This is a genomic window from Embleya sp. NPDC050493 (genome assembly GCF_044458105.1).
Lineage (GTDB): Bacteria > Actinomycetota > Actinomycetes > Streptomycetales > Streptomycetaceae > Embleya.
Map to the genome: position 1 here is coordinate 91968 of NZ_JBITHP010000026.1, position 23935 is coordinate 115902.

Below are 23935 nucleotides of genomic sequence, written 5' to 3' on the forward strand. Positions count from 1 at the left end.
CGAACCGATCACCGCGCCGAGGTCGCCGGCGGGGTCGGCGAGTAGCGGTTCGTGGGCGGCGGGCCCACGATTGTCGCGGGCCGCGCGGAGATTTCCTCGGCCGACCCCCGCAATCGCTCCGTTCCCGGTGGCAGCGGTACCGGCGGGATCACCGATCCCGCGGATGCCGCCGGTGCCACCGGCTCCGCCGGGTCCTCCCGCTCGGCCCGCATGCCCAGGACGACGCCCACGCCGACCAGGAGCGCGCCGCCGAACTGCCCCGCGGTCGGCGCACCGGTGCCCAGGACCAGACCGGACAGCGCCGCGGTCACCGGCACCAGGCCCATGAACAGCCCGGCCCGCTCCGGCTCGATCCGGGCCAGCGCCGAGTACCACAGCAGGAACGCCCCGGCGGTGAGCGGCAACGCCAGGTAGAGCAGCGCGGCGAGCTCCGTCCCGGACGGCATCCGGATCAGCTCGGTGCCGTCGGTGAACGCCCCGACCACCAACATCTGCGGGATCGCCATCGCGGTCGCGTACGCGGCGATCCGCCAGGCCCCCAGCCGCGGCAGCAGCGGCACCGCGATCAGCGTGAAGCCCATCTCGCACAGCGCCACCCCGCATGCGAAGAGCAACCCGAGCGCCGTACCGCCACCGAGCCCCTGCACCACCGCCGCCCCCGCGACCACCACGAGCGAGGCGAGCAGCACCGACCGGCTCGGCCGCCGCCCGCCCAGCACCGGCGCGGCCAGCACCAGCAGCAGCGGCGTGGCACCCAGGATGCTGCCCACCGTGGCCGGATCCGCCCGGTCCAGCGCGGCGAACAGGAACAGGTTGAACAGGGTCTGGCCGCACAACGCGAGCAACCCCAACCGGACCAGTTCCCGCCGGGTCGGCCGCAGCAACGGGATCCGGCGCAGCCGCAGCACCCCGAACAGCACGAGCGCGGCCACCGCGTAGCGCAGCATCTGGCCACCGGTCACCGGATAGTCCGACAACACCGCGGAGACCCCGGCGGCGGCACCGATCAGCCCCTGCGCGGACGCCGCACACACCAGGCCGATCGAGCGGGGAGACATCGAGGAGGACTTCATGTGACGTAACGTTAGGAAGCCGGTGGAGTCCCCGGCAGAGCCACTTCCGGGCCGAAAAACCGGACCAATTCCGGATCGCCGACGGATCGCCGACGGCCACCGAACGATCACGGCCCGACCGCCGACGACCCACCCGGCCCCGACGAAGCCCGAAGGCAGGTGTCCCGAGTGCGCGAACTCCTCGTCCACCTCGACCGATCGGCGGGCCGGCTCGGCGCCCAGGTGCAGGCCGGCCTGCGTGCCGCGATCCGCTCCGGCCGACTCCCGGCCGGCTTCCGGATGCCGTCCACCCGGGCGCTCGCGGAAGACCTGGGCGTCTCCCGCGGCATGGTCGTCGACGCGTACGAGCAACTGGTCGCCGAGGGGTATCTGTCCTCCCGGCACGGCTCCGGCACCCGGGTCACCGCGGCGTGCACGGCGCCGCGGCCCGCCGACCCGGCCGGCTGCGATCCGACGATCCCGATCACCCACGACCTCAAGCCCGGCGTGCCCGACCTGTCCGCGTTCCCCCGCGCCGCGTGGTCGACCGCGACCCGGTACGTGCTGCGCACCGCCCCGCACGCCGCGTTCGACTACCCCGGCCCGTCCGGCACGAGCGAACTGCGCGTCGCACTGACCGACTACCTGGGCCGGGTCCGCGCCGCGCAGGCCCGCCCCGAACACATCGTGGTGGTCAACGGCGTGGCCCAGGGCCTGTCCCTGGTCTCCCAGGCGCTGCGCCGACTCGGCCTGGACGTACTCGCGGTGGAGGACCCCTCCAGCGATCGCCAACGCGGCATCTTCACCACCCACGGCCTCACCGTCGCCTACGCCCCCACCGACGCCGAGGGCATCGACGTCGATGCCCTCGCCCGCACCGGCGCCCGCGCCGTGCTGGTCACCCCGGCCCACCAGTACCCCACCGGCGTGGTCCTGTCGCCCCGCCGCCGCGCGGCCCTGGTCGACTGGGCCCGCACGCACGACGGGCTGATCGTGGAGGACGACTACGACGCCGAGTTCCGCTACGACCGCGACCCGGTCGGCTGCCTCCAGGGTCTGGCCCCGGACCGGGTGGTGCACCTGGGTTCGACCAGCAAGGCGCTGGCACCGGGGATGCGGCTGGGCTGGGCCGTGCTGCCCGCCGAACTGATCGAGCGAATCCACGATCTCAAGACCAACGCCGACCTCGGCTCGGCCACCCTCCCCCAACTGACCCTGGTGCGGATGCTGGCCACCGGGGCGTACGAGCGCCACCTGCGCACCATGCGCGCGCACTACCGGACCCGCCGCGACGCGGTGGCCGAGGCCCTCGCCGAGCACCTGCCGGCGGCCCGCGTGCACGGCATCGCCGCGGGCATCCACCTCTACGTCGAACTCCCGCCCGGCTCCGACGAATCGGCCACCGTGCGACGGGCCCGCGAGCACGGCGTACGGGTCGAGCCGATGGCCGGGATGCGCGCGTTCGCGACCGGCCCGCCCGCGGTGATCATCGGTTACGCCGGACTCTCGCCCGACCGGCTGCGCGAAGCGGTCCGGCTGCTCGCCCGGTCCGTACTCCCGGCCGTTGCACCCCGGCACTAGATTTACCTCGTGGACAACAGCCCAGAGCGTCGAGCCCAGCCGCCCACCCCCGAGCTGCGCGCCTCCGACGCCGACCGCGACCGCTACGTGAACGTGCTGCGGGACGCGCTCGCGGAGGGCCGGCTGACCGCCGACGAACACGCGGAGCGGGTGGACGCGGCGCTGGCCGCGAAGACGCTCCGCCAACTCGAACCGCTGATCGCCGACCTCCCGGCGCCGGGGCCGATCGGCTACGAGCCCGCGGCGGCCAACGCGGTGCCGCCCCGCCCCGCCCGGTCGAACATGTTCGCGTTCTGGAGCAGTTCCGTCCGCAAGGGTCGCTGGCGTGCGGGTTCGAAGCTGAACGCGGTCGCGGTGATGGGCGGCGTGGAGATCGACCTCACCGACGCGGTGTTCGACGAACCCGAGTTGGTGATCAACGTGTTCACGATCTGGGGTGGCATCGACATCCGGATCCCGGAGGGGGTCACCGTCCGCGATCACGGGTTCGGCTTCATGGGCGGCTTCGAGGTGCACGAGCAGTACACCGACGATCCGCGCGCACCCGTCGTGGTGGTCAAGGGTCTGGCGATCATGGGTGGCGTGGTGGTCAAGGCGAAGCGCCGCAAGGAGCAGCGCCGCCGCGAGTTCGGCGACGATCCCCGCTTCCGCTCGGGCGCGGACCGACCGGAGGGCGACCGCTTCCGCAAGGCCCCGGAGCAGCCGGAGTACGACCGCTTCCGCAAGGACTCGGACTGACCCGTACGCGGCGGCTTCCGCACTCCTGCGGCCCGAACCGGCGGCCCGTTCCTGCCCGTTCGCGATGTGCGCCGCGATGACGGGGGCTCCCTCGGACCGAACCCGGCGCACCGCGGCCCCCGCCCGTGCTCGGGGCGGGGGCCGGGTATGCGACCTGCGGATCAGTAGGCGTCGTACGGAATCACCGAGTACGGCAGCGGCACCGAGGCGCCCGCCGTCCACTGCTGCGTGGCCGAGGCTCCGGCCGGCTGCTGGGTGATCGCCCCGTTGCCCGCGGTCGGCGCGGTCGCGACCAGCCCGGAGACCCGGCTGATCAGTCGGCCGTCCGCGCCCACGTCGAAGCGCAGGTTGTTCAGGTACGCGCCGTGCGCGTCGTCACAGCGCCAGATGCCCATGGCGCTGCCCGCCGCCGTGGCACCGCGGTTGTCGAGGCAGAACGCCGGGTCCCTGAGGCTGTGCACCTGGCCCGTGGCGGCGTTGCGCCACCACTTCTGGTTGTCGTTGCCGGTGCAGTCCCAGGCCAGCACGCCGCGCCCGGAGGTCATCGTGCCGCCGTCCACGTCCAGGCACTTGGCGGTGCCCCCGGACTTCAGCTCGGCGAACCGCACCGCCTGCCCGGTCTCCTTCACCCAGCGCTGCGCCGTCGATCCGTCGCATCCGGCGAGCACGAGCCTGGCCCCCAGGGTCGAATCCACCGCCGCCGGCGCGACGCACAGGGACTGCGTGTCGGCCGGTCGCAGCGTGCCCGCGACCTCGACGAAGCGCTGGTTGCCGCCGCCGTCGCAGTTCCACAACACCAGCGCGGTGCCCGGACCGCGCCCGCCGCCCTGCGGATCCACACATCGATCCTGGCTCAGCTCGGTGTGCAGCGACTGGTTCGCGGCGTCGTACCAGAAGCCCTGGTTGCGTCCGCCGTGGCAGGGCCACAGGTCCACCGGGGTTCGGTTGCGCGAGGAGAAGCCGTACGCGTCGGCGCACAACCCGGTGCCCTCGTTGCGCAGTTGCCTGAAGTCGGCGCTGGGCACGCCGCGGTACAGCGTGACCGCTCCCGTGCTTGCCGAGTCCGCACAACCGGCTTGGTTCCAGCCGGAGTTGTACAGCTGGGTCAGGCAGGACGCGAAGGCCAGGTGGCCGCGGGCGTTGGGGTGGAAGCTCTGCCGGGTGGTGTTCGGGTCGAGGATGTCCGGCCCGGCGAACCACAACCCGCGCGCCCAGGTGTTGTCGGTACAGACCTCGTGGCCGTGGAACAGCCGCGAGTTGTCCAGGTAGATCGCGCCGGTGTTCGCCGCGGCCTGCCGCTCCGCCCGCTCGAAGATCGGCACCGCCTCGTTGCGTCCCCACGCCGCGTCACGCAGGTAGCCGAGGCACCCGCCCGCGTACCAGCCGGGGAAGTCGGGGTTGTCCTCGACGTCCGGGGCGATCGGCGACGGGTAGCCCATCACCACGAGCTTGTAGTCGCCGCTTCGGTAGCCCGCGTCCGCCATCGTGGTCTTCAGATCGCGAACGGTCTGCTCGACCTTGGGTCGCATCGCGTCCGCGCGCGCCTGCCAGCCGGGCTGGTAGGTGCCGTAGCACTCGCCCTGGAAGAGCACCCGCCTGGTCACGCAGTCGGTCATGGTCGGGCCGAACCGGATGTCGTCGTTGGCGCCCGCCACCAGCAGGATCAGTTGCACGCGCGTGTTGCGCGCCTTGATCGCCAGGTTGTCCGATTGCACGAGTTCGTCGGCGTACTGCTTGCTGCCGCCGATCCGGATGTTCACGGTGGACGCCCCGGAGCACGCGACGTTGTACGTCACGTCGGCCGGGATCCCGGTCCGGTGGATGGCCGCGTCGGGCGACCGGTGACACCAGTTGTCCGGGCCGTCCGTGCCGGGTTCGTACACGCCGACGCCCTCACCGGCGATCTCGCTGTCGCCGAGCGAGATCAGCGAGGTCTTGCGCTCGGCCAACGGCTTGACCCCGGTGCTCCCGTACAGCGCCTGGGCCTCGCTCTGCCGGATCGCCTCCAGTTGCGGGGACAGCGCGGTGGCCGCGGAGCCGGCCGCGGTGGTGCCCGCCGCCCGGCCCGGCAGGCCGCCGGTGAGGCCGATCAGGGTCGCCATCAGCGCCACCGGTAGGACCTTGTCGCGCACACGCTCGAATGTGGACATGCACCCTCGCCTTCGTGGCATGGAAGGAACACGCACGAGCCGCCCAAAGGGGACTTGGGCACTGTGAAGCGAATGAAAGCTACCGGTGGGTAGACGGGAAATGAAGGCATTTACCCGACAACCCTGGCCGCACCGACAGGACGCGAGCGCGCATCCGAACCGATCGAACCGGTTGCCCTATCGTGGAAGAACGGTGGGATGGACCGTCCGCACGCATTCGACAGGTGATGTACATCAGCACTCGCACGCCGACGTTGTCGCAGCTCAGGGCCTTTTCCGCGGTCGCCGACCACCTGCATTTCCGCGACGCGGCCGCCGCGGTGGGCACCAGCCAGCCCGCACTCTCCGGAGCGATCGCCGCGCTGGAGGAGGCGCTGGGCACCCGGTTGGTGGAGCGCACCACGCGCCGGGTCCTGCTCACCCCGGCCGGCGAGCGGGTCGCCCGGCACGCGCGCCGCGTGCTCGACGCGCTCGCCGACCTGGTCGACGAGGCGGAATCCGCCCGCCGCCCGTTCACCGGCCCGCTGCACCTGGGGGTGATCCCCACGGTCGCCCCGTACGTGCTGCCGGCGCTGCTGCGGCTGGTCCGCGAGGAGTATCCGGAGCTGCGGCTGTACGTGCACGAGGAGCAGACCGGCTCGCTGCTGGACGGTCTCACCAGCGGTCGGCTGGACCTGCTGCTGCTCGCGCTGCCCTCCGGCATCTCGGGCGTCGAGGAGATCCCGCTCTACGAGGAGGACTTCACCCTGGTCGTGCCCGAGGGACACGAGCTGGCGGACCGCTCCGACGTGCCGCGCTCCGCGCTGCGCGGCCTGGACGTACTACTCCTGGACGAGGGCCACTGCCTGCGCGACCAGGCCCTGGACGTGTGCCGCGAGGTGGGTGCGGGCGAGGCGGGGGCGACCCGCGCGGCGAGCCTGCCCACCCTGGTGCAACTGGTCGCGGGCGGCCTGGGCGTCACCCTGCTGCCGCAGACCGCGATCGACGTGGAGACCCGACCGGGCTCACAACTGGCGGTGTCCCGCTTCGCCGCACCCGCCCCGTACCGGCGCATCGGCCTGGTGATGCGCTCCAGCACGGGACGAAGCGAGGAGTTCGCCGACCTGGCGATAGCCCTGCGCCGCGCGGTCGACGCCCTGCCGGTGCGAGTGGTGCGTTAGGCCGTGTCCGGCGGATCCTGGGGACCGCGCCACCCCGGCCTCCTGCCGGACCGGAACGACCGACCCGGTCGGAGCAACCGCCCCGGCCCCGCCCCGGCGTCGGGCGCGGGTCACACCCGCGCCCCGACCGCTTTCTCGCCGGCTTCCGGTCGCCCTCCACCCCGTCCGGGAGAGCCGAACGGGCCCGAACGGTCAGCCGTTGATCGGCTGCGTGCGCCAGAAGTCGACGACCTCCAGGAAGGTCGGGTCGGTGACCACCCGGAGCACCTGCTCGTTGCTCACCGGCGGCGCCGAGTCGGTCCGCTCGTCCCGGAACAGGGTGAACATCACCTCGGCCCCGTGATAGGCGAAATGCGCGATCGGCGTGGACGGGGGCGGCGGACCCTCCTTGATGCCGCTCGGCCCGGCGCCCTTCGCCGCCGAGATGTGGCCGACCGAGATCGCACTCCCGTCCGGCAACCGCCCGTCGGCGCACGGCACCGGCGGGTTCTGGGGCAGCCGCGCGGAACAGGGCTTGTTCCCCGCTACCGCGTTGCTGCCCGCCGGGCCGTTCGCGAGACCGGTTTCGTCGGCGGCAGGCGTCGGCGGGTCGACCCGGACCGTGAAGTTGTACGTCCTGTCACCGGCGACCAGGCGGAACGCGTTCACGCTGTTGTCCGGAATCACGATGCGGCCCGCGTCCGGGGGCAACAGCTTCGTGATCACATCCGCGACCTTCTGCTTGAAGGCGTACCGCAGTTCGACCTCGGCTCGGGTCGGCTCCCCGGTCCTGCCCTCCCTGGTCGGCGTCACGTGCACCGTCGGATATGCCGTCGTCGGCGCGGCGAGCGGCTGGTCGGTCGGCCAGTTCGCCGGATTCAGCGGCAGCTCGCCGGGCCGTGAACTGCCCGCCCGGCCCGTGTCGCCGCCCGCCCATGGCGCGAGCAGCAGGGTCGGCGCGGCGATCGCCGCGACCGAAGCGGCGCCCACCACACCGATCATCGCCCGGGACCGAAGCCGCCGCCGACGCCCCTGGCGCACCGCGCCGGGGACCAGGTCGGGCAGCGGGGGCAGTTCGGCCGTGGCCCGATCCAACACCATCCGAAACTCCCGATCACCACTGTCTTCGCGCAGCATGACGACCCCTCAGCTTTCCGTCGAGTACAGGTGGAGGTCTCCGAGTTCGGCCCGCAGCTTGGCCATCGAACGAGCGCACTGGCTCTTGACGTTGCCGGTGCTGCAGCGCAACAGGGTGGCGACGCTCTCCACGCTCAGGTCCTCCCAGTAGCGCAGGATGACCATCACGCGCGGCTTGGGCGGCAGCATGTCCAGCGCGGCGAGCAGGGTCAGCCGCAGGTCCGGGTGTTGTCCCGACTCGGGTGCTCTCGAACCGAGTTCGTGCGCCGCGTGTTCGCGTCGCCGGCCGCGCTGCTCGCTCAGGAAGGTGCGGCTGAGCACGGTCTTGGCATACGCGTCCAGGTTCTCCGCGCGGCTCGCCCGCTTCCAATGCCGGAACAGCTTGGCCAGCGTGGTCTGAGCCAGGTCCTGGGCCCGATCGGCGTCCCCGCACAGCAGGTACGCGGTGCGATAGAGCTGATGTTGGCGTGCCCGCGCGTACTCCTCGAAATCTCGCCGGCCGGTTGTCGGCATCTCGACCCCCTCGTTGTCACCCCGTTCAGAGCGACCGAGAGTCGAAAGGGTTGCACCCGAGTTCCGGCGGAGCGCGAAAACACGTCGGGCCCGACCGAGGTCGGGCCCGAGTTCCCGCGGAAGCGGCTACGCGATCCGGACGTTGTCCGCCCAGTCGTCCGGGAGTTGCGGCAGCGGCCAGGCCGGGTCCGGGCGCCAGTTCTCCCAGCCCTGGTCGAACGGCGCGCCCCAGGCCCGGATGGCCTCGACCGCGGCCCGCCCCTCGGCCTCGATCGCCTCGACCTGCTCGTCGGTGAGCCGGCCCGCCTCCCGGGAGGCGGCCAGTTCGTCCTGGTCCTTGTACTCCCAGCGCCGGTCCGGGGTGACCCACACGTCCAGCACGTGGTCCTCGGTGTCCACACCGCCGGACCACCGGGTGCGCGGGCGTTCGAGGTTGACGTACCAGCCGGAGAAGCGCCAGTCGGCCTGCCAGAACAGCCAGACCGACCACGGTTCGCCGGGTCGGGCCAGCATCAGCACCCCGGTCCCGGTCCACTCGACGATCGAGGGGATCCGGCCGAGCCGAAATCTGCGTTCGATCGGCGCCGTTCGGATGTCGGACCCGTCCGGCAACATCGGCTTGACCCGGGACGTGCCCCCGGCCAGCCAGACCGCGAGTTGGTCCGGGTCGTCGCGAACGACGGTCACCGGACGGCAGTCCAGGACCTGGTCGCCGCGCAGATAGCGCCACAACACCTGGTCGCCGGGAGACCAGGCGCCGGGCGCGGAGCGGGGATCCTCGAAGTGCTCGTGCATGCGCAGGATGTTAGACATGACGTTGATTTACCCAGCGCCCGTAACACCTGACCGTGAGTCATGTTACGGGTGGGTCATCATGCGAAGAACATCACGGGTGTGTGCGTACGCACCCGTGACCCTGCGTACGCGCCGACCGCCGTGCACCCGCCCCACTCCCACCGCCGCGCACACGCCGCAGTGCGCCCACCGCCCACCGCCCGCCGGCCGACGCGCCGTGTCACGGGTGGGTCATCCCGAGCACGTCCAACGCCGCGTCGAGTTCGGCCTCGGTCAGCCGGCCCGCCGACACGTGTCCGCGCTCGATCACCACCTGCCGGATCGTCTTGCGCTCGGCCAGCGACTGCTTGGCGATCCTCGCCGCCTCCTCGTAGCCCAGGAAGCGGTTCAGCGGGGTGACCACCGAGGGGGACGATTCGGCGTACTCGCGCATGCGTTCCACGTCCGCCTCGATGCCGGCCACCGTGCGGTCGGCCAGCACCCGCGTCACGTTGCCGAGCAGCCGGATCGATTCGAGCAGGTTGCGGGCGATCACCGGCAACATCACGTTGAGTTCGAAGTTGCCCGCCGCGCCGCCGAAGGCCACCGCCGCGTCGTTGCCGATCACCTGCGCGACCACCTGGCCGACCGCCTCGGGGATCACCGGATTGACCTTGCCCGGCATGATCGAGCTACCCGGTTGCAGATCCGGCAGCCGGATCTCGGCCAGCCCGGTGCGCGGCCCCGAGCCCATCCAGCGCAGGTCGTTGACGATCTTGTTCAGGCCGACCGCGATGGTGCGCAACTGGCCGGACAACTCGACCAGTCCGTCCCGCGCGCCCTGCGCCTCGAAGTGGTCGCGCGCCTCGGTGAAGCCCAGCCCGGTGGAGGCCGCGATCTCCGCGATCACCCGCGCCGAGAAACCCGGCGGGGTATTGATGCCGGTGCCCACCGCGGTGCCGCCCAGCGGCAGTTCGACCACACGGGGCAGGCTCGCCTGCAACCGCTCGACGCCGTAACGCACCTGCGCCGCATAGCCGCCGAACTCCTGACCCAGGGTCACCGGCGTGGCGTCCATCAGGTGGGTGCGCCCGGACTTGACCACGTCGGCGAACTCGACCGCCTTCGATTCCAGGGTGGAGGCGAGGTGGTCGAGCGAGGGGATCAGCCGGTGGGTGACCGCGAGCGCCGCCGCGATGTGGATCGAGGACGGGAACACGTCGTTGGACGACTGGGACGCGTTGACGTGGTCGTTGGGGTGCACGTCCCGGCCCAGGCGCTCGGTGGCCAGGGTGGCGAGCACCTCGTTCATGTTCATGTTCGAGGAGGTGCCCGAGCCGGTCTGGAACACGTCCACCGGGAACTGGTCGGCCCATCGGCCGGTCACGACCTCCATCGCGGCCTGCTCGATCGCCTCCGCGGTGTCCTTGTCCAGCACGCCCAGTTCGGCGTTCACCCGCGCTGCCGCGCCCTTGATCCGGGCCAGCGCCTCCACGTGCGCGGGCTCCAGGCGCTGCCCGGAGATCGGGAAGTTCTCGACGGCGCGCTGGGTCTGCGCCCGCCACTTGGCGGCGACGGGCACCCGCACCTCGCCCATCGAGTCGTGCTCGATGCGGAACTCGGCGGTCGAATCTGCGGACGGTGCTGCCTCGGACATCGCTGTCGCCTCCTGGATGAGCGTTCCAAGGCCACAACGGCCCGCCGGCCCGGCCTGTTCCTGAGGGATGCCCCGCACACTCGGCTACCCGATCAGCAGGACGTGCAACGTGCGCGGCCCGTGTACGCCCTCCACCCGCGCCAGTTCGATGTCGCTGGTCGCCGACGGGCCGGAGATCCAGGTCTGCGGACGGCGCGGATCCAGCAGGGCGACCGCCTCCGGCACGGTGCCCACGATCTGGTCGGCGCGCACCACGCACAGGTGGTAGTCGGGCAGCAGGGTGAGCACCCGACGACCCTGGTCCGGGCCGGTGTCCAGGACGATCGTGCCGGTCTCGGCGATGGCCAGCGCACATCCGGTGGCCACCGCGTCGATCTCGCCGAGCGTGTCGTGGTCCAGCGCGGGCGAGTCCGCCACCAGTTCGACGCCGAGCCGGGCCAGCCAGGCGAGCTTCTTCCCGGACGGCACCACCATGCGGGTCACGCCGGCTTCGCGCAGCAGGTCGCTCGCGGCCGGCAGCAAATCCCGGGTGTCGTGCACGCGCAGCACGGTGGCCTCGTAGTCGGCGACCCGTTCGGCGAACCGGCCGGCCACGTCCAGGCCCGCCGGGCGTTCGCGCCGGTACGTCCGACGCACCGGCGGCGGCTTGGGCCGGTCGTCCAGGGCCGTGCGCAGCCGGTCGAGGATCACCGTACGAGCGTCGCGGTCCGCCTCGTATCGCTCCACCGTCATTCCTCCAGACCGCCGTCGGTGCGCTTGAACCAGGAGCGGAACGACTCGGCCGGCGGCGCGGGCGCGTCCCGGTCGCCGAACCACGCGCCGACCGGACCGGTGAACCGCTTCGGCAGCGGGACCCGGCCGATCACCCCGTGCCGGACGAACCGCGCGCCGACCCCGGCCACGTGCTGCGCGAAGCCGATCCGCCACGGTTTCTCGAAGGCCCACCGCACGGCCGTCATGCCGGCTTCCTCGGCCCGGTCGTGCGGTCCCCGCCCGCCGTCCACAACCTGTGCACGAAGGTGGAGGAGCACCTCGGGGATGTCGATCCGCACCGGGCACGCGTCGAAGCACGCGCCGCACAGCGAGGACGCGAACGGCAACGACGCGGTCTGCGCGTCCACCCGGTGTGCCGCGATACCGCGCAGCTGCGGGGTGAGGATCGCGCCGATCGGCCCGGGATACACCGACCCGTACGCGTGGCCGCCGGTGCGCTCGTACACCGGACACACGTTCAGGCAGGCCGAGCAGCGGATGCAGCGCAGCGCCTGCCGGCCCACCGGGTCGGCCAACACGTCCGAGCGGCCGTTGTCGAGCAGGATCAGGTGGAACTCCTGCGGGCCGTCGCCGGGGGTGACTCCGGTCCACATCGAGGTGTACGGGTTCATCCGCTCGCCGGTCGCACTGCGCGGGAGCAGTTGCAGGAACACCTCCAAATCGCCCCACGTGGGCAGCAGCTTCTCCACGCCGAGCACGGTGATCAGCGTCTCGGGCAGGGTCAGGCACATCCGCCCGTTGCCCTCGGACTCGACCACGCACACCGTGCCGGTGTCGGCGATCGCGAAGTTGCCGCCGGAGACCGCGACCCTGGCGCGCAGGAACTTCTCCCGCAGATGCCGGCGGGCGGCGGCGGCCAGTGCGGCCGGGTCGTCGCTCAGGTGCTTGGGCGCCGGTCGGCCGACCCGGCCCATCTCGCGGACGAAGATGTCCCGGATCTCGGCCCGGTTGCGGTGGATCGCGGGCACCAGGATGTGCGACGGCAGATCCTCGCCGAGCTGCACGATCAGCTGTGCCAGGTCGGTCTCCCACGCGTGGATGCCCGCCTCGGCCAGCGCGTTGTTCAGCTCGATCTCCTCGGTGACCATCGACTTGACCTTGACCACCTCGTCCACGCCCGCGGCCCGGGCGATCGCGACCACGATCGCGTTCGCCTCGGCCGCGTCCCGGGCCCAGTGCACGACGCCGCCGGCCGCGCGCACCGCGACCTCCAGGCGTTCGAGGTGGTCGGGCAGTCGGGCCAGCACGTCGTCCTTGATCGCCGCGCCTGCGCGCCGCAGCAGCTCCCAGTCGGGCAGCTCGGCGACCACCTCGTCGCGCCTGGCCCGGATGGTGTGCGTGGCCGCGCGCAGGTTGGCCCGCTGTACGTCGTTCGCCAGCTCCGCGTGCGCGGCCTCCGGGAACGGCGGCATGCCGACGAAGGTGGGTTCCCTGCGTACGGACGCGGTCATCGCGCCACCTCCGGTCCCGGGGTCTGCGCGGCGAGGAACCCCGCGCCGGTGTCCGGGCCCGGCCCGTACGGCGGCACGTCCGGCAGCGCCTCGGTGCAGGCCAGGATGTCCGCGAGGTGCAGCACCCGGATGCCCGCCTGTTGTCGCGAGATCAGTCCGCCGATGTGGGTCAGGCACGAGTTGTCCCCCGCGCACAACACCTGCGCGCCCGATTCCAGCGCGGCGCTCACCTTGTCGGCGCCCATCGCCACCGAGGTGTCCACGTTCTTGACCGCGAACGTGCCGCCGAATCCGCAACATTCGTCCGCGCGCGACAGGTCCACCAGGGTGAGGCCGCGGACCGCGCGCAGCAGCCGGGTCGGCCGATCGCCCACCCGCAGCAGCCGCAGCGAGTGGCAGGTGGGGTGGTAGGCGACGCTGTGCGGGAAGTAGGCGCCCACGTCGGTGACGCCGAGCACGTCGACCAGGAACTCGCCGAACTCGAACACCTTCGGCGCGACCCGGGCGACGCCGGCCGGCAGCGTGCCGCCCGCCTGTCGGGCAACGCTCGCGTGGTACTCGCGCACCATCGCGGTGCACGACCCGGACGGCACGACCACCGCGTCGTAGCCCTCGAAGGCGTCGACGAAGGAGCGCACCAGCGGCACCGCGTCCTCGCGGTAGCCGGAGTTGAAGTGCATCTGCCCGCAGCACACCTGGCCGTACGGGAACTCCACCTCGTGTCCGAGGCGCCGCAACACCCGAACCACGGACTTGCCGGTCTCCGGGAAGAGCGTGTCGTTGAAGCACGTGATGAAAAGGGCAAGGCGCACAATTGACCTCCTCGATCGACTGTACGGATGTCCTCCGGCGGGCGCCCGGCCAAACCTGCCGCACGCGTCCGGTCGTGTGACGCCGGGTCGGCGGGGGATCGGGCGGGACGGCCCGGCGGGGGCCTGGGCGTGTCTGCGGCTTTGCACCACGTAGGGTCGGCCCATGAGCCTCCGGACGGCACTCGGCCGCCCCTTTGCCGTTGCGCGTTCGCGGTTGACCACGCGTCGATCACGTGTCCTGGCCGCCGTCCTGGCCCTCGTGGTGGTGATCGTCGCGGTACTGGGGATCGGCGCTCTGGTTCGGGACCACCCGGCGCCGCCGGTATCGGCCACCGAGCAGCGCATCGACGTCGCCGCCGGGCCGGGCGATCCGGCCCGGATCGGCATCGACACCACGCTGTTCCTGCCGCCGGGAGTGCGCGAGCGGGCGCCCGCCGTACTGCTCGCGCACGGATTCGGCGGCAGCAAGGCCGAGTTGCGCCGGGACGCGGAGGCGCTGGCCCGTTCGGGGTATGTGGTGCTGACCTACTCGGCACGCGGCTTCGGCGGCTCGGCCGGGCAGATCATGCTGGACCAGCCGGACTACGAGGTGGCCGACGCGCGGGCGCTGATCGACTGGCTGGCGGCCCGGCCCGAGGTGCGTCTGGACGGGCCGGGCGACCCGCGCGTGGGTGTCGCGGGCGCCTCCTACGGCGGTGCGCTCGCGCTGCTGACCGCGGCCTACGACCCGCGGGTGGACACGATCGCTCCGCAGATCACCTGGCACGACCTCGCCGGCGCGCTGCTGCCGAACGCGGCGGGCGGCGGGCCCGCCGACGGGGTGTTCAAGAAGATGTGGGCCGGGCTGTTCTTCTCCTCCGGCACCGCTCCGCTGGGCGCGCTCGCCCCGATAGACGCGAACACCGGCTGCGGCCGGTTCGCCGAGCAGGTGTGCACGATCTACCGCGAGGTGGCCGTCGGGGGCAAGTCCACGCCACAGGCGGTCGACCTGCTTCGGCGGGCCAGTCCGGCGTCGGTCGCGGACCGGATCGCGGTGCCCACGCTGTTGATCCAGGGCCAGAACGACTCGCTGTTCCCGCTCGACCAAGCCGACCGCAATGCCGCCGCGATCGCGCACAACGGCGCGCCGGTGGAAGTGGTGTGGACGGCGGGCGGGCACGACGGCGGCCGGCCGCAGAGCGCGATGGTGCGCGATCGGGTCACCGGGTGGTTCGACCGGTGGCTGAAGCCGGTCGAGACCGCGCCGAAGGCGGGCGCGCCGACCGCCGCCGGGGAGTTTCGGGTGACCCGCTCGGGCGGGGTGGACAGCGCCACGCGTGAGCAGCGGCTGCGGGTCGCCGACGCCGCCCGCTATCCCGGCCTCGACGGCACCCGGCAGCGTGCGGTCGCGCTGGCCGGGCCGGAGCAGACGGTGGCCAATCCGCCGGGGGGTGCGCCGACCTCGGTGTCCGGGCTGCCCGGGCTGGGCCTGCTGGCCGGCGCCGGCAGCCTGGGCGCGCTCGCGTCGGGGGCGGGCGACCTGGGCGGGATCGCGTTCGACCTGCCGGGGCAGAGCGCGTTCTTCCAGAGCGAGCGCTTCGACCAGAGCACCTGGATCACCGGCTCGCCGACCGCACGGGTGCGGGTCTCCGGCGCCGACGACGTCGTGCTGTTCGCGAAGCTGTACGACGTCGCACCGGGTGGCGGCACCGTGTTGCCGCACCAGCTCGCGGCGCCGATCCGGGTGACCGGTGCGGCGGCCGGGCGGGACGTGGAGATCCGGTTGCCGGCGATCGACCATCAGGTCGACTCGGGCCACCGGCTGCGGCTCGTGCTCACCGCGACCGACCTGGGCTTCGCGTCGCCGAACGTGCCCGCGAGCTATCGGGTCGCGCTCGCCGGCCCGTTGACCGTGCCGTCGGTGCCGCAGTTGCACGTGGCCTCGACCGGCTACCCGTGGTGGACGTGGGGCCTGCCGCTGATCGCGGTGCTCGTCGCGCTCGCGCTGCTGCTCACCGGGCGGCGCCGCGCGGCGGCGGCCGCACCGGATCCGGCCCTGGCCGAGGTGCCGCTGCAGATCCGGAACCTGACCAAGCGCTACAAGGGCGGCAAGCTCGCCGTCGACGACCTGTCCTTCCAGGTGGAGGCGGGCCAGGTGCTCGGCCTGCTCGGCCCCAACGGCGCGGGCAAGACCACGACGCTGCGGATGCTGATGGGGCTGATCCACCCGGACGGCGGCGGGATAAGAATCTTCGGCCGGATGGTCGGGCCCGGTGCGCCGGTGTTGTCCCGGCTCGGCTCGTTCGTCGAGGGTCCCGGCTTCCTGCCGCACCTGTCCGGGCGGGAGAACCTGTCGCTGTACTGGCGCGCCACCGGCCGCCCGCACGCCGACGCGCACTTCGACGAGGCGTTGGAGATCGCCGGGTTGGGCGAGGCGCTGGACCGCAACGTGCGCACCTACTCGCAGGGCATGCGGCAGCGGCTCGCCATCGCGCAGGCGATGCTCGGCCTGCCGGACCTGCTCGTGCTGGACGAGCCGACCAACGGGCTCGACCCGCCGCAGATCCGGGCGATGCGCGATGTGCTGATCGGCTACGCGGCCACCGGCCGCACCGTGGTGGTCTCCAGCCACCTGCTGGCCGAGGTCGAACAGACCTGTACGCACGTCGTGGTGATGCACCGCGGCCGGCTGATCGCCTCCGGCCCGGTCGCCGAGATCGTCGGCAACGGCAACACGCTGGTGATCGGAACTCCCGTGCCGGACCTGGCGATCGCAACCCTGAAGGATCTGCCGGGCGTGGGCTCGGTGGAGCCCGAGGAGGGCGGCGTACTCGTGCACCTCGCGGGTGCGCGGACCTCCGCCCTGGTGGCCGAACTCGTCGGCGCGGGCGTCGCGGTCGACCGGGTGACCGCGCGCCGCCGCCTGGAAGACGCGTTCCTGACGCTCATCGGGGAGTCCTGATGACCCGCACGCTCATTGGGGAGTCCGGGATGGCTCGCACGCTCACTGGGGAGTCCGGGATGGCTCATACGCTCTTGGGGACGTCCCGGACGACCCGCACGCTCATTGGGGAGTTCCGATGACCCGTACGCTCCCCGATCTGCCGACCGACGAGGGTGCGCACCCGATCCCGGGTGCGGCACACGCGCACGGCTATCGGCCCCGGCACACGCTGCCGATGTGGGTCGAGACCGTGCGCCAATTCCGGCGCCGACGCACCCTGTTCATGATCGGCCTGCTGCTCGCGCTGCCGTGGATCCTGGTCGCCGCGTTCAAGATCGGCGGCGATCCGTCGGCGGACGCGGTACCGACACTGGTGGACGTGGCGACCAAGAGCGCGCTGAACTTCACCGCGTTCACGCTGTTCGTCTCGACCGGCTTCCTGCTGGTCGTGGCGGTGGCGCTGTTCTGCGGCGACACCGTTGCCGGCGAGGCGAGTTGGTCCTCGCTGCGCTATCTGCTGGCGGCGCCGGTGCCGCGGGCGCGGCTGCTGTGGGTCAAGCTCGTGGTCGCGCTCGGCTACAGCGTGCTGGCCCTGGTGCTGCTGCCGCTGATGGCGATGATCGCGGGCACGATCGCGTTCGGCTGGGGCCCGTTGGACCTGCCGGTGGGGGCGTCGCTGCCCACCGGCGAGGCGCTCGGGCGCATGTCGGTCGTGGTCGTCTACGGCGTGGTGGCGCAACTGGTGGTGATGGGCATGGCGTTCTGGCTGTCCACGGTCACCGACGCACCACTGGGCGCGGTGGGCGGCGCGGTCGGCCTGGTGGTGGTCTCCAACATCGTCGACGCGGTCACGGCGCTCGGTTCGTGGCGGAACTACCTGCCCACCCACTGGCAGTTCGCCTGGGTCGACGTCCTCCAGACCGACCCCCAATGGGACGGCATGATCAAGGGCGCGGCGGTCTCGGTCTCCTACGCGGTCGTCTTCCTGGCCCTGGCCTTCCGCCACTTCGGCCGCAAGGACATCGTGTCCTGAGCCCATGGGGTTGCCGTGTGCGTCAGTCGTAGGCGGCGGACCGCTTGCCGCGCGGGAAGTGGCAGACGCCGTCGGGGTTGATGTGCACACGGCTGCCGTGGATCGGTAGGCCGCCTTCGGCATTCAGGCGGTGTCGGACGCGTCCAGTGCGGTCCACAAACGGCGCGGGCCGCTCTGATGGACCGTGGGCGCCTCGATCCACGTCGCCGAGGCACGCGCCCATGAACCGTCGGCGTGCACGAGCCACGCCGTACCTGCTCGCTTCGCTCTTCATGGTGAGCTTCGACGGCCGGGAGGGAGGTCTGCCCTCCGCCGCTGTAGCTCGACTTCCGCCACTGGCTCCCGACCGTGCCTGCATCCTCTACGAGCGTTGCGTGACCTTCGCCGTATGGAACCGGACTACTTCGTCGCCTCCAGGAAGGCTGTCCAGGAAGTGACAGCTATCGCTATATGGCCACTCTCGCGGCTCTTGGTGTCGCGGACTCCCGTGGCTGTGTCGGCCAACGGCGCCACCTCGACGCACTCGCTGCTTGCCGAGCTTCCGGAGTACGTAGACGTGCGCCAAGTCGGGGGTATCTGCTGAGGGTTCACAACTCTTCCAACCTCGTAGCGATGCACTTTCCGGTGTCCTCGGGAGACAGTGCGCTGTCGTGCAGGTGATTCAACAGGCGCCGGAACCGACGCACGTCGATTACCGAATCCTTTGCGTCCATGCCGGCTTCGTACTCGGTATAGACAACGCTCGGATCGATCCCTTCCGGAAAGTCGAACAGGACGATGCCACCGGTGAGAATCACCCGCTGGGCGCTGAAGGGGATCACTCGAACCTCGACGTTCGGCCGTTCCATGACTGCCGCAACGTGCCACAGTTGCTCACGCAGTACTTCCCGGCCGCCGGTCTCCGCATAGAGCAGTGCGGCGCTGATGGTGGCCACGATCTCGACGTCTTCGTCGTCAAGGATCTTCTGACGCCGGACACGAAGTTCGACAAGTGCGTCGGCGACATCGGGGTCCGGCACATGCGGCCCGGAAGCAAAGACCGCGCGGGCGTAGCCGGGCGCCTGGAGCAGCCCGGGAAACACTCCGATGTTGGCGGTGTGGATCCTGACCGCCTGGGATTCCAGCGCGATGAACTCTTCGAGCGTGGGCGTGATCACGTGGTTGTACGCCTGCCACCAGCGGAAGCTGTTCGTCTCGTCCAACCATCCCTCGACGCGCCGGACTTCGTCCTGGTCTGCGTCGTAGAGGCGGCACAGCCTCAGCAGGTCGTGCCGGGTCAACGAGACCTTCGCGGACTCGATGCGGATCAGTTTGGTCCGACTCCATTCGAGCCCCTGGACGACTTGATCCACCGTCAAGGCGGCTTCGGTACGCAGCCGACGCAACTCGACGCCGAGCCGCCGCCGCGCATGGCTCGGCTGGACGGCCATGGCGTCACCCCCTTCGGGTCCTAGTCTGCGCCGGCATTCTCCCCCACGGCATGCCCCTCGGCGCGGCCTTTCCCCATCGCTCGCAACCATCGAGTGATCTTTGAGAGATCCAGTGGCGCGCACTGGTGCGCGCCATCTATCGTCCCGAACAGCAGCCACCTACGCATGACGGGACATACCACCTCGTGCGCGGAGTCGGCTGTACCTCCTGCCACTTGGAGTGACGTATGGCCTCATCACCTCCCGAAACCTTCCCCAACCAAGGCGCCCAGCCTTGGGCAGGTGCCGAGTTGATCGCGAGCCTGCCCGCGCGGATCGATGCCGAGGCGCTTCGGGGGCTGGTGGACGATGTCGTGGGGATCGTCGGGGGCGATGAGGACGCCGCGTTCGATCTCCGGGTGTGCCTCGCCGAGTTGCACGGGAATGCGCTTCGGCACGGTGGCGGGGCAACTCGGGTGCAGGTGTGGCGACTTCCAGGCGGCGATCGGCTGTTGGTGGCCGTCGGCGACAGGTGCACCGCACCGCCGGTACGCGACGTCGAGCCCGGGCCGGATGACGAGGGTGGGCGCGGGCTGATGCTCGTGGCGGCGCTCTCCCTGGCCGGCGGCCACGTGGTGCACGCGGCCGGCAAAGACGTCTGGTTCGCCGTCGCGATCCCGGGCGGCCACCGCGAACACGCCACTGGCCCATAGCCGTTGCCAAGGCGAATGGCCGCCGAGAGTTGCCTCGGTGGCGCGTAGGACTTCCCGCGCGGGCCGACCGAGGTCCCATACCGCTCCCGCGCCACGGCACGGGGACGGGCGGTGTAGGGGGTGGGGGCTACCTGGACAGTGCCCCCACCCCCTCGCGCCCCGACAGAAAGGACACAGGTCAACGATGACAGATGAAGCCGAAGGTCTTCACCACAACACCAGGGGAGCTTCCGGGCTCGAACGGGTGCCGGATGGGCGGTTGCGGTTGCCGATTCCGGACGTGGGCCGGGGCGAGGGTGAGTCGGCCGGCGCGCCGGCTGTCTGGACGGCTGCCGGCACGTCGACCGCGCTGGTGCGTACGGTCCGTGCCGATCGTCCCGCAACGGCCCCTCTGACCATGAACTCGACCCAGCGGGTGGCGGGTTGGTCGACCGGTGCGGAGATCAACAAGGCCGCCGCGTTCGTCGAGCGCTACCGGGACGCCTGGTGCCGCGACGGCCACACCGGACGCGAGGGCACCCTCACGGCCGTCAACGGTCGCAGCGCCTACCTACGCGCCATGAACGGCGTCGAGTTCACCTGCCGCCTGCCCATGCTCGCCATCGTCCGGCTCCCACCCCCGGGCCTCTACCGCCGCGTCCGCTACGTCGGCAACGACAACACGGGCCGCCGCCCGCCGGGAGGCATCATGGAGCTGTGGGCCGTCTCCGACGGCACCCTCGCCATCGTGCAACCACCCACCGGACCCGCCTGGTTCGCCCTCCTGGCCGACCTCGAACGCGACCTACCGACCGGGCCGGTCGCCGAGTGGGACAACCCACCCTTCGGCCCGGACCCGGAGACGCAAACACAGGTGCAGACACAGACACGGCGACAGGCACAGGCGGACCCGGAACCGGCGGAGTAACCGCGTCGCCGATCACTCCGAGCACGGGCCGGACCGAGCCGAAACCGCCCGGGCCGGGCCTCGAACCGGCATCGATCACGAGCCGTAACTGCCGTCGTCACCCACTCGGCTCCACCACACCCCGCACGCCACCTCGATCGCCGCCGGGCAGGCCCGATCGCAAGATCATCCCAATGTCCCGATTCGGTGTTCGACGCAACGGCGCGTAGGCTCCTCGTCCGCCTGTCGTTCGCCACACATCGCGCGATCGAACCGGTGAGCGTGGCGCTGAGCTGGGCACATTCCGCCCTCGCCCACTGATAGGTGATCACGATCAATGGTTGAGCCGTTGCTTATTTCATCTATCAATTCCGCTGTGGCATCGTGATCAACGTACGTCCGACCGGGATGGTGAACCTGCCTTCCCGGCCCCTTCGCGGAGGAGACCCAGTGCTTACTGTCGGTAACCAGTTCCCCGAGTACGACCTCACCGGCGTTGTGTCGCTGGAGGCGGACAAGGCCTTCGAGCAGATCACCAACAAGTCCTACGACGGCAAGTGGCGCGTCGTGTTCTTCTGGCCGAAGGACTTCACCTTCGTCTGTCCGACCGAGATCGCCGCCTTCGGTCGGCTCAACGAGGACTTCCAGGACCGTGACGCGCAGCTGCTCGGCGTATCCGTGGACTCCGAGTTCGTGCACCTGGCCTGGCGCAAGGACCACCCGGACCTGACCGACCTGCCCTTCCCGATGTTGTCCGACCTCAAGCGCGAGCTGTCCTCGGCCGCCGGCGTGCTCAACGCCGACGGTGTCGCGGACCGCGCGGTCTTCATCATCGACCCGAACAACGAGATCCAGTTCGTCATGGTCACCGCCGGCTCGGTGGGCCGCAACCCCGACGAGGTCCTGCGGGTCCTCGACGCGCTGCAGACCGACGAACTGTGCCCGTGCAACTGGCAGAAGGGCGGCGAGACCCTCGACGCCGCCAAGCTGATGGACGCCTGATCCATGGGTCTCGACGTCCTGAAGGCCGCACTGCCCGAGTACGCCAAGGACCTCAAGCTCAACCTGGGCTCGGTCGTGGGCAACTCGAAGCTCGCCGAACAAACGCTCTGGGGCACGGTGCTCGCCTGCGCGATCGCCACGCGTAGCCCCAAGGTGCTCGCCGAACTCGAGCCGGAGGCCAAGAGCCGGCTGTCCGACGAGGCGTTCACCGCCGCCAAGGCCGCTGCCGCGATCATGGCGATGAACAACGTCTACTACCGCTCGATGCACCTCATCGGCGACCCGGAATACAGCAACCTCCGGGCCGGGCTGCGGATGAACGTGATGGCCAACCCGGGTGCCCCGAAGGCCGACTTCGAGCTGTGGTCGCTGGCGGTCTCGGCGATCAACGGTTGCGGCCGGTGCCTGGAGTCGCACGAGCAGGTCCTGCGCAAGGAGGGCGTGTCGCGCGAGACGATCCAGGAGGCGATCAAGATCGCCGCCGTGATCCACGCGGTCGGCGTGACGCTGGAGACCGACCAGGGCTGAGCACGCCCTGATCGCCCACCGGCGCACTCCCCGCGACACCCCGCTTCACCCCGCGACAACGCACGAGAGCCCGTCCCCACTCCCGGGGACGGGCTCTCGTGCGTTCGTCGAACCGACCACCACCACCGCAACCGCCGTACCCGAAGCCGGCAACCGCGACCGCGACCAATCACCGTCGCCCGCGCGCGCGAACCACCGGGCGGGAGCGGATCGCCCACCGCGAGCGAGTCACCCACAACGCACACGTCGCCCACCACAGTCGAGTCAGGCCGTACAACCGGGTCACCCGACGCAGCCGAACCGACCCCGACCGGCGGCCGAACGCCGACGCGCCGTGCCGCGGGCTCACCGCGCCGCCCTCATCCCGACCAGCGCGACCTCCCGGTACAGCCCCACCGCGTCCCGCACGCCCATCCCGCGATATATCCGACTCCCCGTCGAGATCGCCGTGCGCAACACCCGCTGGGTGAACACCGGGTCCAGGTCCGGGTGGAAGTCGCCGGAGCGGATGCCGCCGGCCAGCGCCCGGGTCCAGGTGTCGGAGACCTTGGCACGCTGCGCGGCCAGCCGGCTCGCCGGGAGTTCGTCGCCACGCACCTCGTTTATCGCCAGGACCGTGGACACCCCGTGGTAGGCGTGCGCCTCCACGGTCCGCCCGATCAAACCGGCCAGTCGCTCCACCGGCGTCGGTTGCGCGGCGGCGTCCTTGTCGAACGCGGTGCGCAGGTCGCCGAGGAACTCGCCGAGCAGTTCGGCGAGCAACTGCTCCTTGGAACCGATGTGATGGGCAAGGCTGCCGACCGGCACACCGGCCAGGTCGGCGATCCGACGCACCGTGGTGCCCGCGTACCCGTCCTGCTCGAAGAGCAGGTTGGAGGCGATCCGAATCCGGGTGCGCGCGTCGGCCTGGCGGGGCACCCGGGCCATCCGCCGCTCCGCCTCGACCCTGGCGTCCTCGACCGGGCCGACCCTTCGCAGGGTGGGCATGGCATAGCGGGCGGGCCCGAGCAGGTTGCAGATCCGCTGCGAGGCGTAGCGCCCGGGCCGCACGATGCCGCGCACGAACACGTCCACCAGGCGTCCCGCGGCCGCGTCCGGGTCGTAGCGGCCGCTCGGTCGATACCACTGGGCCATCCCCCACACCGCCGACTGCAACATCAGCGACAACAACACGGGGTGCAGGTCGCGGCGCAGGCTGCCGTCCTCGATCCCCCGGCGCAGCACCCGCCCCCACAGGGTGGACGCCTCGGCGGTGCGGTCGGACAACCAGACGAAGCCCTCGGTGCGGGAGAGCCGACGCGATTCGCCGACCACCACGACCGCCGCGTCGGGGCTGTTGCCGATCACTTCGAGGCTGTCCCGCAACAGGCCGCGCAGTGTGGCGATCGGCTCCTCGCCGCGCTCGACCGTGGCCCGCTGCCGACTCATGATGTCCGCGAAGAAGGTGTCGAGTACTTCGAGCAACATCGCTTCCTTGGACGGGAAGTGGTGGTACAGGCTGCCCGAGAGCATGTCCGCGGATTCGGCGATCTGACGGACCGTCGTGGCGCCGTAGCCCCGCTTGGCGAACAGCGCACAGGCGTGTCTGATGATCTCCGCGCGTCGATCCGCTCGCGGCCTGATGTGACGCTCCGCACCCGCTCGATCGCTCAACACGTGCCAA

The 23935-nt window shown here is 71.3% G+C and carries 21 protein-coding genes; 9 read left to right on the top strand and 12 right to left on the bottom strand.

What is annotated here, in order from left to right; all coding sequences use genetic code 11:
- Positions 1 to 8: 8 nt before the first annotated feature.
- On the bottom strand, positions 9 to 1073 hold the full coding sequence (locus ACIBM5_RS36220) for a DMT family transporter (RefSeq protein WP_396010956.1): 1065 nt from the start codon (positions 1071 to 1073) through the stop codon (positions 9 to 11).
- Positions 1074 to 1241: 168 nt separating this feature from the next.
- Between ACIBM5_RS36220 and ACIBM5_RS36225 the strand changes: the two genes are divergently transcribed.
- The gene (locus tag ACIBM5_RS36225; protein WP_396010958.1) at positions 1242 to 2633 is read left to right on the top strand and encodes a PLP-dependent aminotransferase family protein; all 1392 of its coding nucleotides are present in this window, start codon (positions 1242 to 1244) and stop codon (positions 2631 to 2633) included.
- Positions 2634 to 2642: 9 nt separating this feature from the next.
- Positions 2643 to 3371, top strand: a complete 729-nt coding sequence (locus tag ACIBM5_RS36230) for a DUF1707 domain-containing protein (RefSeq protein WP_396010959.1) — start codon at positions 2643 to 2645, stop codon at positions 3369 to 3371.
- Between the two features lie 161 nt (positions 3372 to 3532).
- Here ACIBM5_RS36230 and ACIBM5_RS36235 read toward each other — a convergent pair whose 3' ends face one another.
- Positions 3533 to 5521: a ricin-type beta-trefoil lectin domain protein gene (locus tag ACIBM5_RS36235; protein ID WP_396010960.1), complete on the bottom strand. Its 1989-nt coding sequence runs from the start codon at positions 5519 to 5521 to the stop codon at positions 3533 to 3535.
- A 227-nt stretch (positions 5522 to 5748) separates the two neighbouring features.
- On the opposite strand from ACIBM5_RS36235, the gene ACIBM5_RS36240 reads away from it, so the two are divergent.
- The gene (locus ACIBM5_RS36240) at positions 5749 to 6681 is read left to right on the top strand and encodes a LysR substrate-binding domain-containing protein (protein WP_396010961.1); all 933 of its coding nucleotides are present in this window, start codon (positions 5749 to 5751) and stop codon (positions 6679 to 6681) included.
- A 192-nt stretch (positions 6682 to 6873) separates the two neighbouring features.
- Here the strand turns inward: ACIBM5_RS36240 and ACIBM5_RS36245 are convergent, their stop codons facing one another.
- The 7 genes from ACIBM5_RS36245 to ACIBM5_RS36275 all read right to left on the bottom strand — a co-directional run bounded on the left by ACIBM5_RS36245 (position 6874) and on the right by ACIBM5_RS36275 (position 13778).
- Entirely contained in the window at positions 6874 to 7797 is a 924-nt protein-coding gene (locus tag ACIBM5_RS36245) for a hypothetical protein (protein ID WP_396010962.1), read from the bottom strand.
- A gap of 9 nt (positions 7798 to 7806) precedes the next feature.
- On the bottom strand, positions 7807 to 8310 hold the full coding sequence (locus ACIBM5_RS36250; RefSeq protein ID WP_396010963.1) for a SigE family RNA polymerase sigma factor: 504 nt from the start codon (positions 8308 to 8310) through the stop codon (positions 7807 to 7809).
- Between the two features lie 126 nt (positions 8311 to 8436).
- Positions 8437 to 9105 carry a DUF402 domain-containing protein gene (locus tag ACIBM5_RS36255; RefSeq protein WP_396010964.1) on the bottom strand — a complete coding sequence of 223 codons (669 nt, stop codon included), beginning with the start codon at positions 9103 to 9105 and terminating at the stop codon, positions 8437 to 8439.
- Positions 9106 to 9325: 220 nt separating this feature from the next.
- On the bottom strand, positions 9326 to 10741 hold the full coding sequence (locus ACIBM5_RS36260; protein ID WP_396010966.1) for a class II fumarate hydratase: 1416 nt from the start codon (positions 10739 to 10741) through the stop codon (positions 9326 to 9328).
- Between the two features lie 84 nt (positions 10742 to 10825).
- Positions 10826 to 11473 (bottom strand): lactate utilization protein C, encoded by a 648-nt coding sequence (locus tag ACIBM5_RS36265; protein WP_396010968.1) that lies wholly within the window; start codon positions 11471 to 11473, stop codon positions 10826 to 10828.
- On the bottom strand, positions 11470 to 12966 hold the full coding sequence (locus tag ACIBM5_RS36270; protein WP_396010969.1) for a lactate utilization protein B: 1497 nt from the start codon (positions 12964 to 12966) through the stop codon (positions 11470 to 11472). The genes ACIBM5_RS36265 and ACIBM5_RS36270 overlap by 4 nt, the downstream gene beginning before the upstream one ends.
- Complete coding sequence (locus ACIBM5_RS36275; protein ID WP_396010970.1) at positions 12963 to 13778, bottom strand: (Fe-S)-binding protein; 816 nt, start codon at positions 13776 to 13778, stop codon at positions 12963 to 12965. Before ACIBM5_RS36275 ends, ACIBM5_RS36270 begins: the two co-directional genes overlap by 4 nt.
- Before the next feature lie 163 nt (positions 13779 to 13941).
- On the opposite strand from ACIBM5_RS36275, the gene ACIBM5_RS36280 reads away from it, so the two are divergent.
- Together ACIBM5_RS36280 and ACIBM5_RS36285 are read left to right on the top strand one after the other, a co-directional pair.
- Complete coding sequence (locus ACIBM5_RS36280) at positions 13942 to 16719, top strand: alpha/beta fold hydrolase (RefSeq protein ID WP_396010971.1); 2778 nt, start codon at positions 13942 to 13944, stop codon at positions 16717 to 16719.
- A 118-nt stretch (positions 16720 to 16837) separates the two neighbouring features.
- Complete coding sequence (locus ACIBM5_RS36285; RefSeq protein WP_396010972.1) at positions 16838 to 17734, top strand: ABC transporter permease; 897 nt, start codon at positions 16838 to 16840, stop codon at positions 17732 to 17734.
- 399 nt (positions 17735 to 18133) lie between these two features.
- On the opposite strand, the gene ACIBM5_RS36290 is transcribed toward ACIBM5_RS36285, so the two are convergent.
- Both ACIBM5_RS36290 and ACIBM5_RS36295 read right to left on the bottom strand, forming a co-directional pair.
- Positions 18134 to 18352 carry a DUF397 domain-containing protein gene (locus ACIBM5_RS36290; protein ID WP_396010973.1) on the bottom strand — a complete coding sequence of 73 codons (219 nt, stop codon included), beginning with the start codon at positions 18350 to 18352 and terminating at the stop codon, positions 18134 to 18136.
- The gene (locus tag ACIBM5_RS36295; protein ID WP_396010974.1) at positions 18322 to 19164 is read right to left on the bottom strand and encodes a helix-turn-helix domain-containing protein; all 843 of its coding nucleotides are present in this window, start codon (positions 19162 to 19164) and stop codon (positions 18322 to 18324) included. The genes ACIBM5_RS36290 and ACIBM5_RS36295 overlap by 31 nt, the downstream gene beginning before the upstream one ends.
- A gap of 227 nt (positions 19165 to 19391) precedes the next feature.
- On the opposite strand from ACIBM5_RS36295, the gene ACIBM5_RS36300 reads away from it, so the two are divergent.
- The 4 genes from ACIBM5_RS36300 to ACIBM5_RS36315 all read left to right on the top strand — a co-directional run bounded on the left by ACIBM5_RS36300 (position 19392) and on the right by ACIBM5_RS36315 (position 22272).
- Positions 19392 to 19856, top strand: a complete 465-nt coding sequence (locus ACIBM5_RS36300; RefSeq protein ID WP_396010975.1) for an ATP-binding protein — start codon at positions 19392 to 19394, stop codon at positions 19854 to 19856.
- Positions 19857 to 20253: 397 nt separating this feature from the next.
- On the top strand, positions 20254 to 20763 hold the full coding sequence (locus ACIBM5_RS36305; protein WP_396010977.1) for a hypothetical protein: 510 nt from the start codon (positions 20254 to 20256) through the stop codon (positions 20761 to 20763).
- Between the two features lie 429 nt (positions 20764 to 21192).
- On the top strand, positions 21193 to 21744 hold the full coding sequence (locus ACIBM5_RS36310) for a peroxiredoxin (RefSeq protein WP_078976832.1): 552 nt from the start codon (positions 21193 to 21195) through the stop codon (positions 21742 to 21744).
- A 3-nt stretch (positions 21745 to 21747) separates the two neighbouring features.
- Positions 21748 to 22272, top strand: a complete 525-nt coding sequence (locus ACIBM5_RS36315; RefSeq protein ID WP_391586709.1) for a carboxymuconolactone decarboxylase family protein — start codon at positions 21748 to 21750, stop codon at positions 22270 to 22272.
- A gap of 345 nt (positions 22273 to 22617) precedes the next feature.
- Here ACIBM5_RS36315 and ACIBM5_RS36320 read toward each other — a convergent pair whose 3' ends face one another.
- A complete protein-coding gene (locus ACIBM5_RS36320; RefSeq protein WP_391586708.1) occupies positions 22618 to 23928 on the bottom strand; it encodes a TetR/AcrR family transcriptional regulator in 1311 nt (436 codons plus the stop codon).
- Positions 23929 to 23935: the final 7 nt, after the last annotated feature.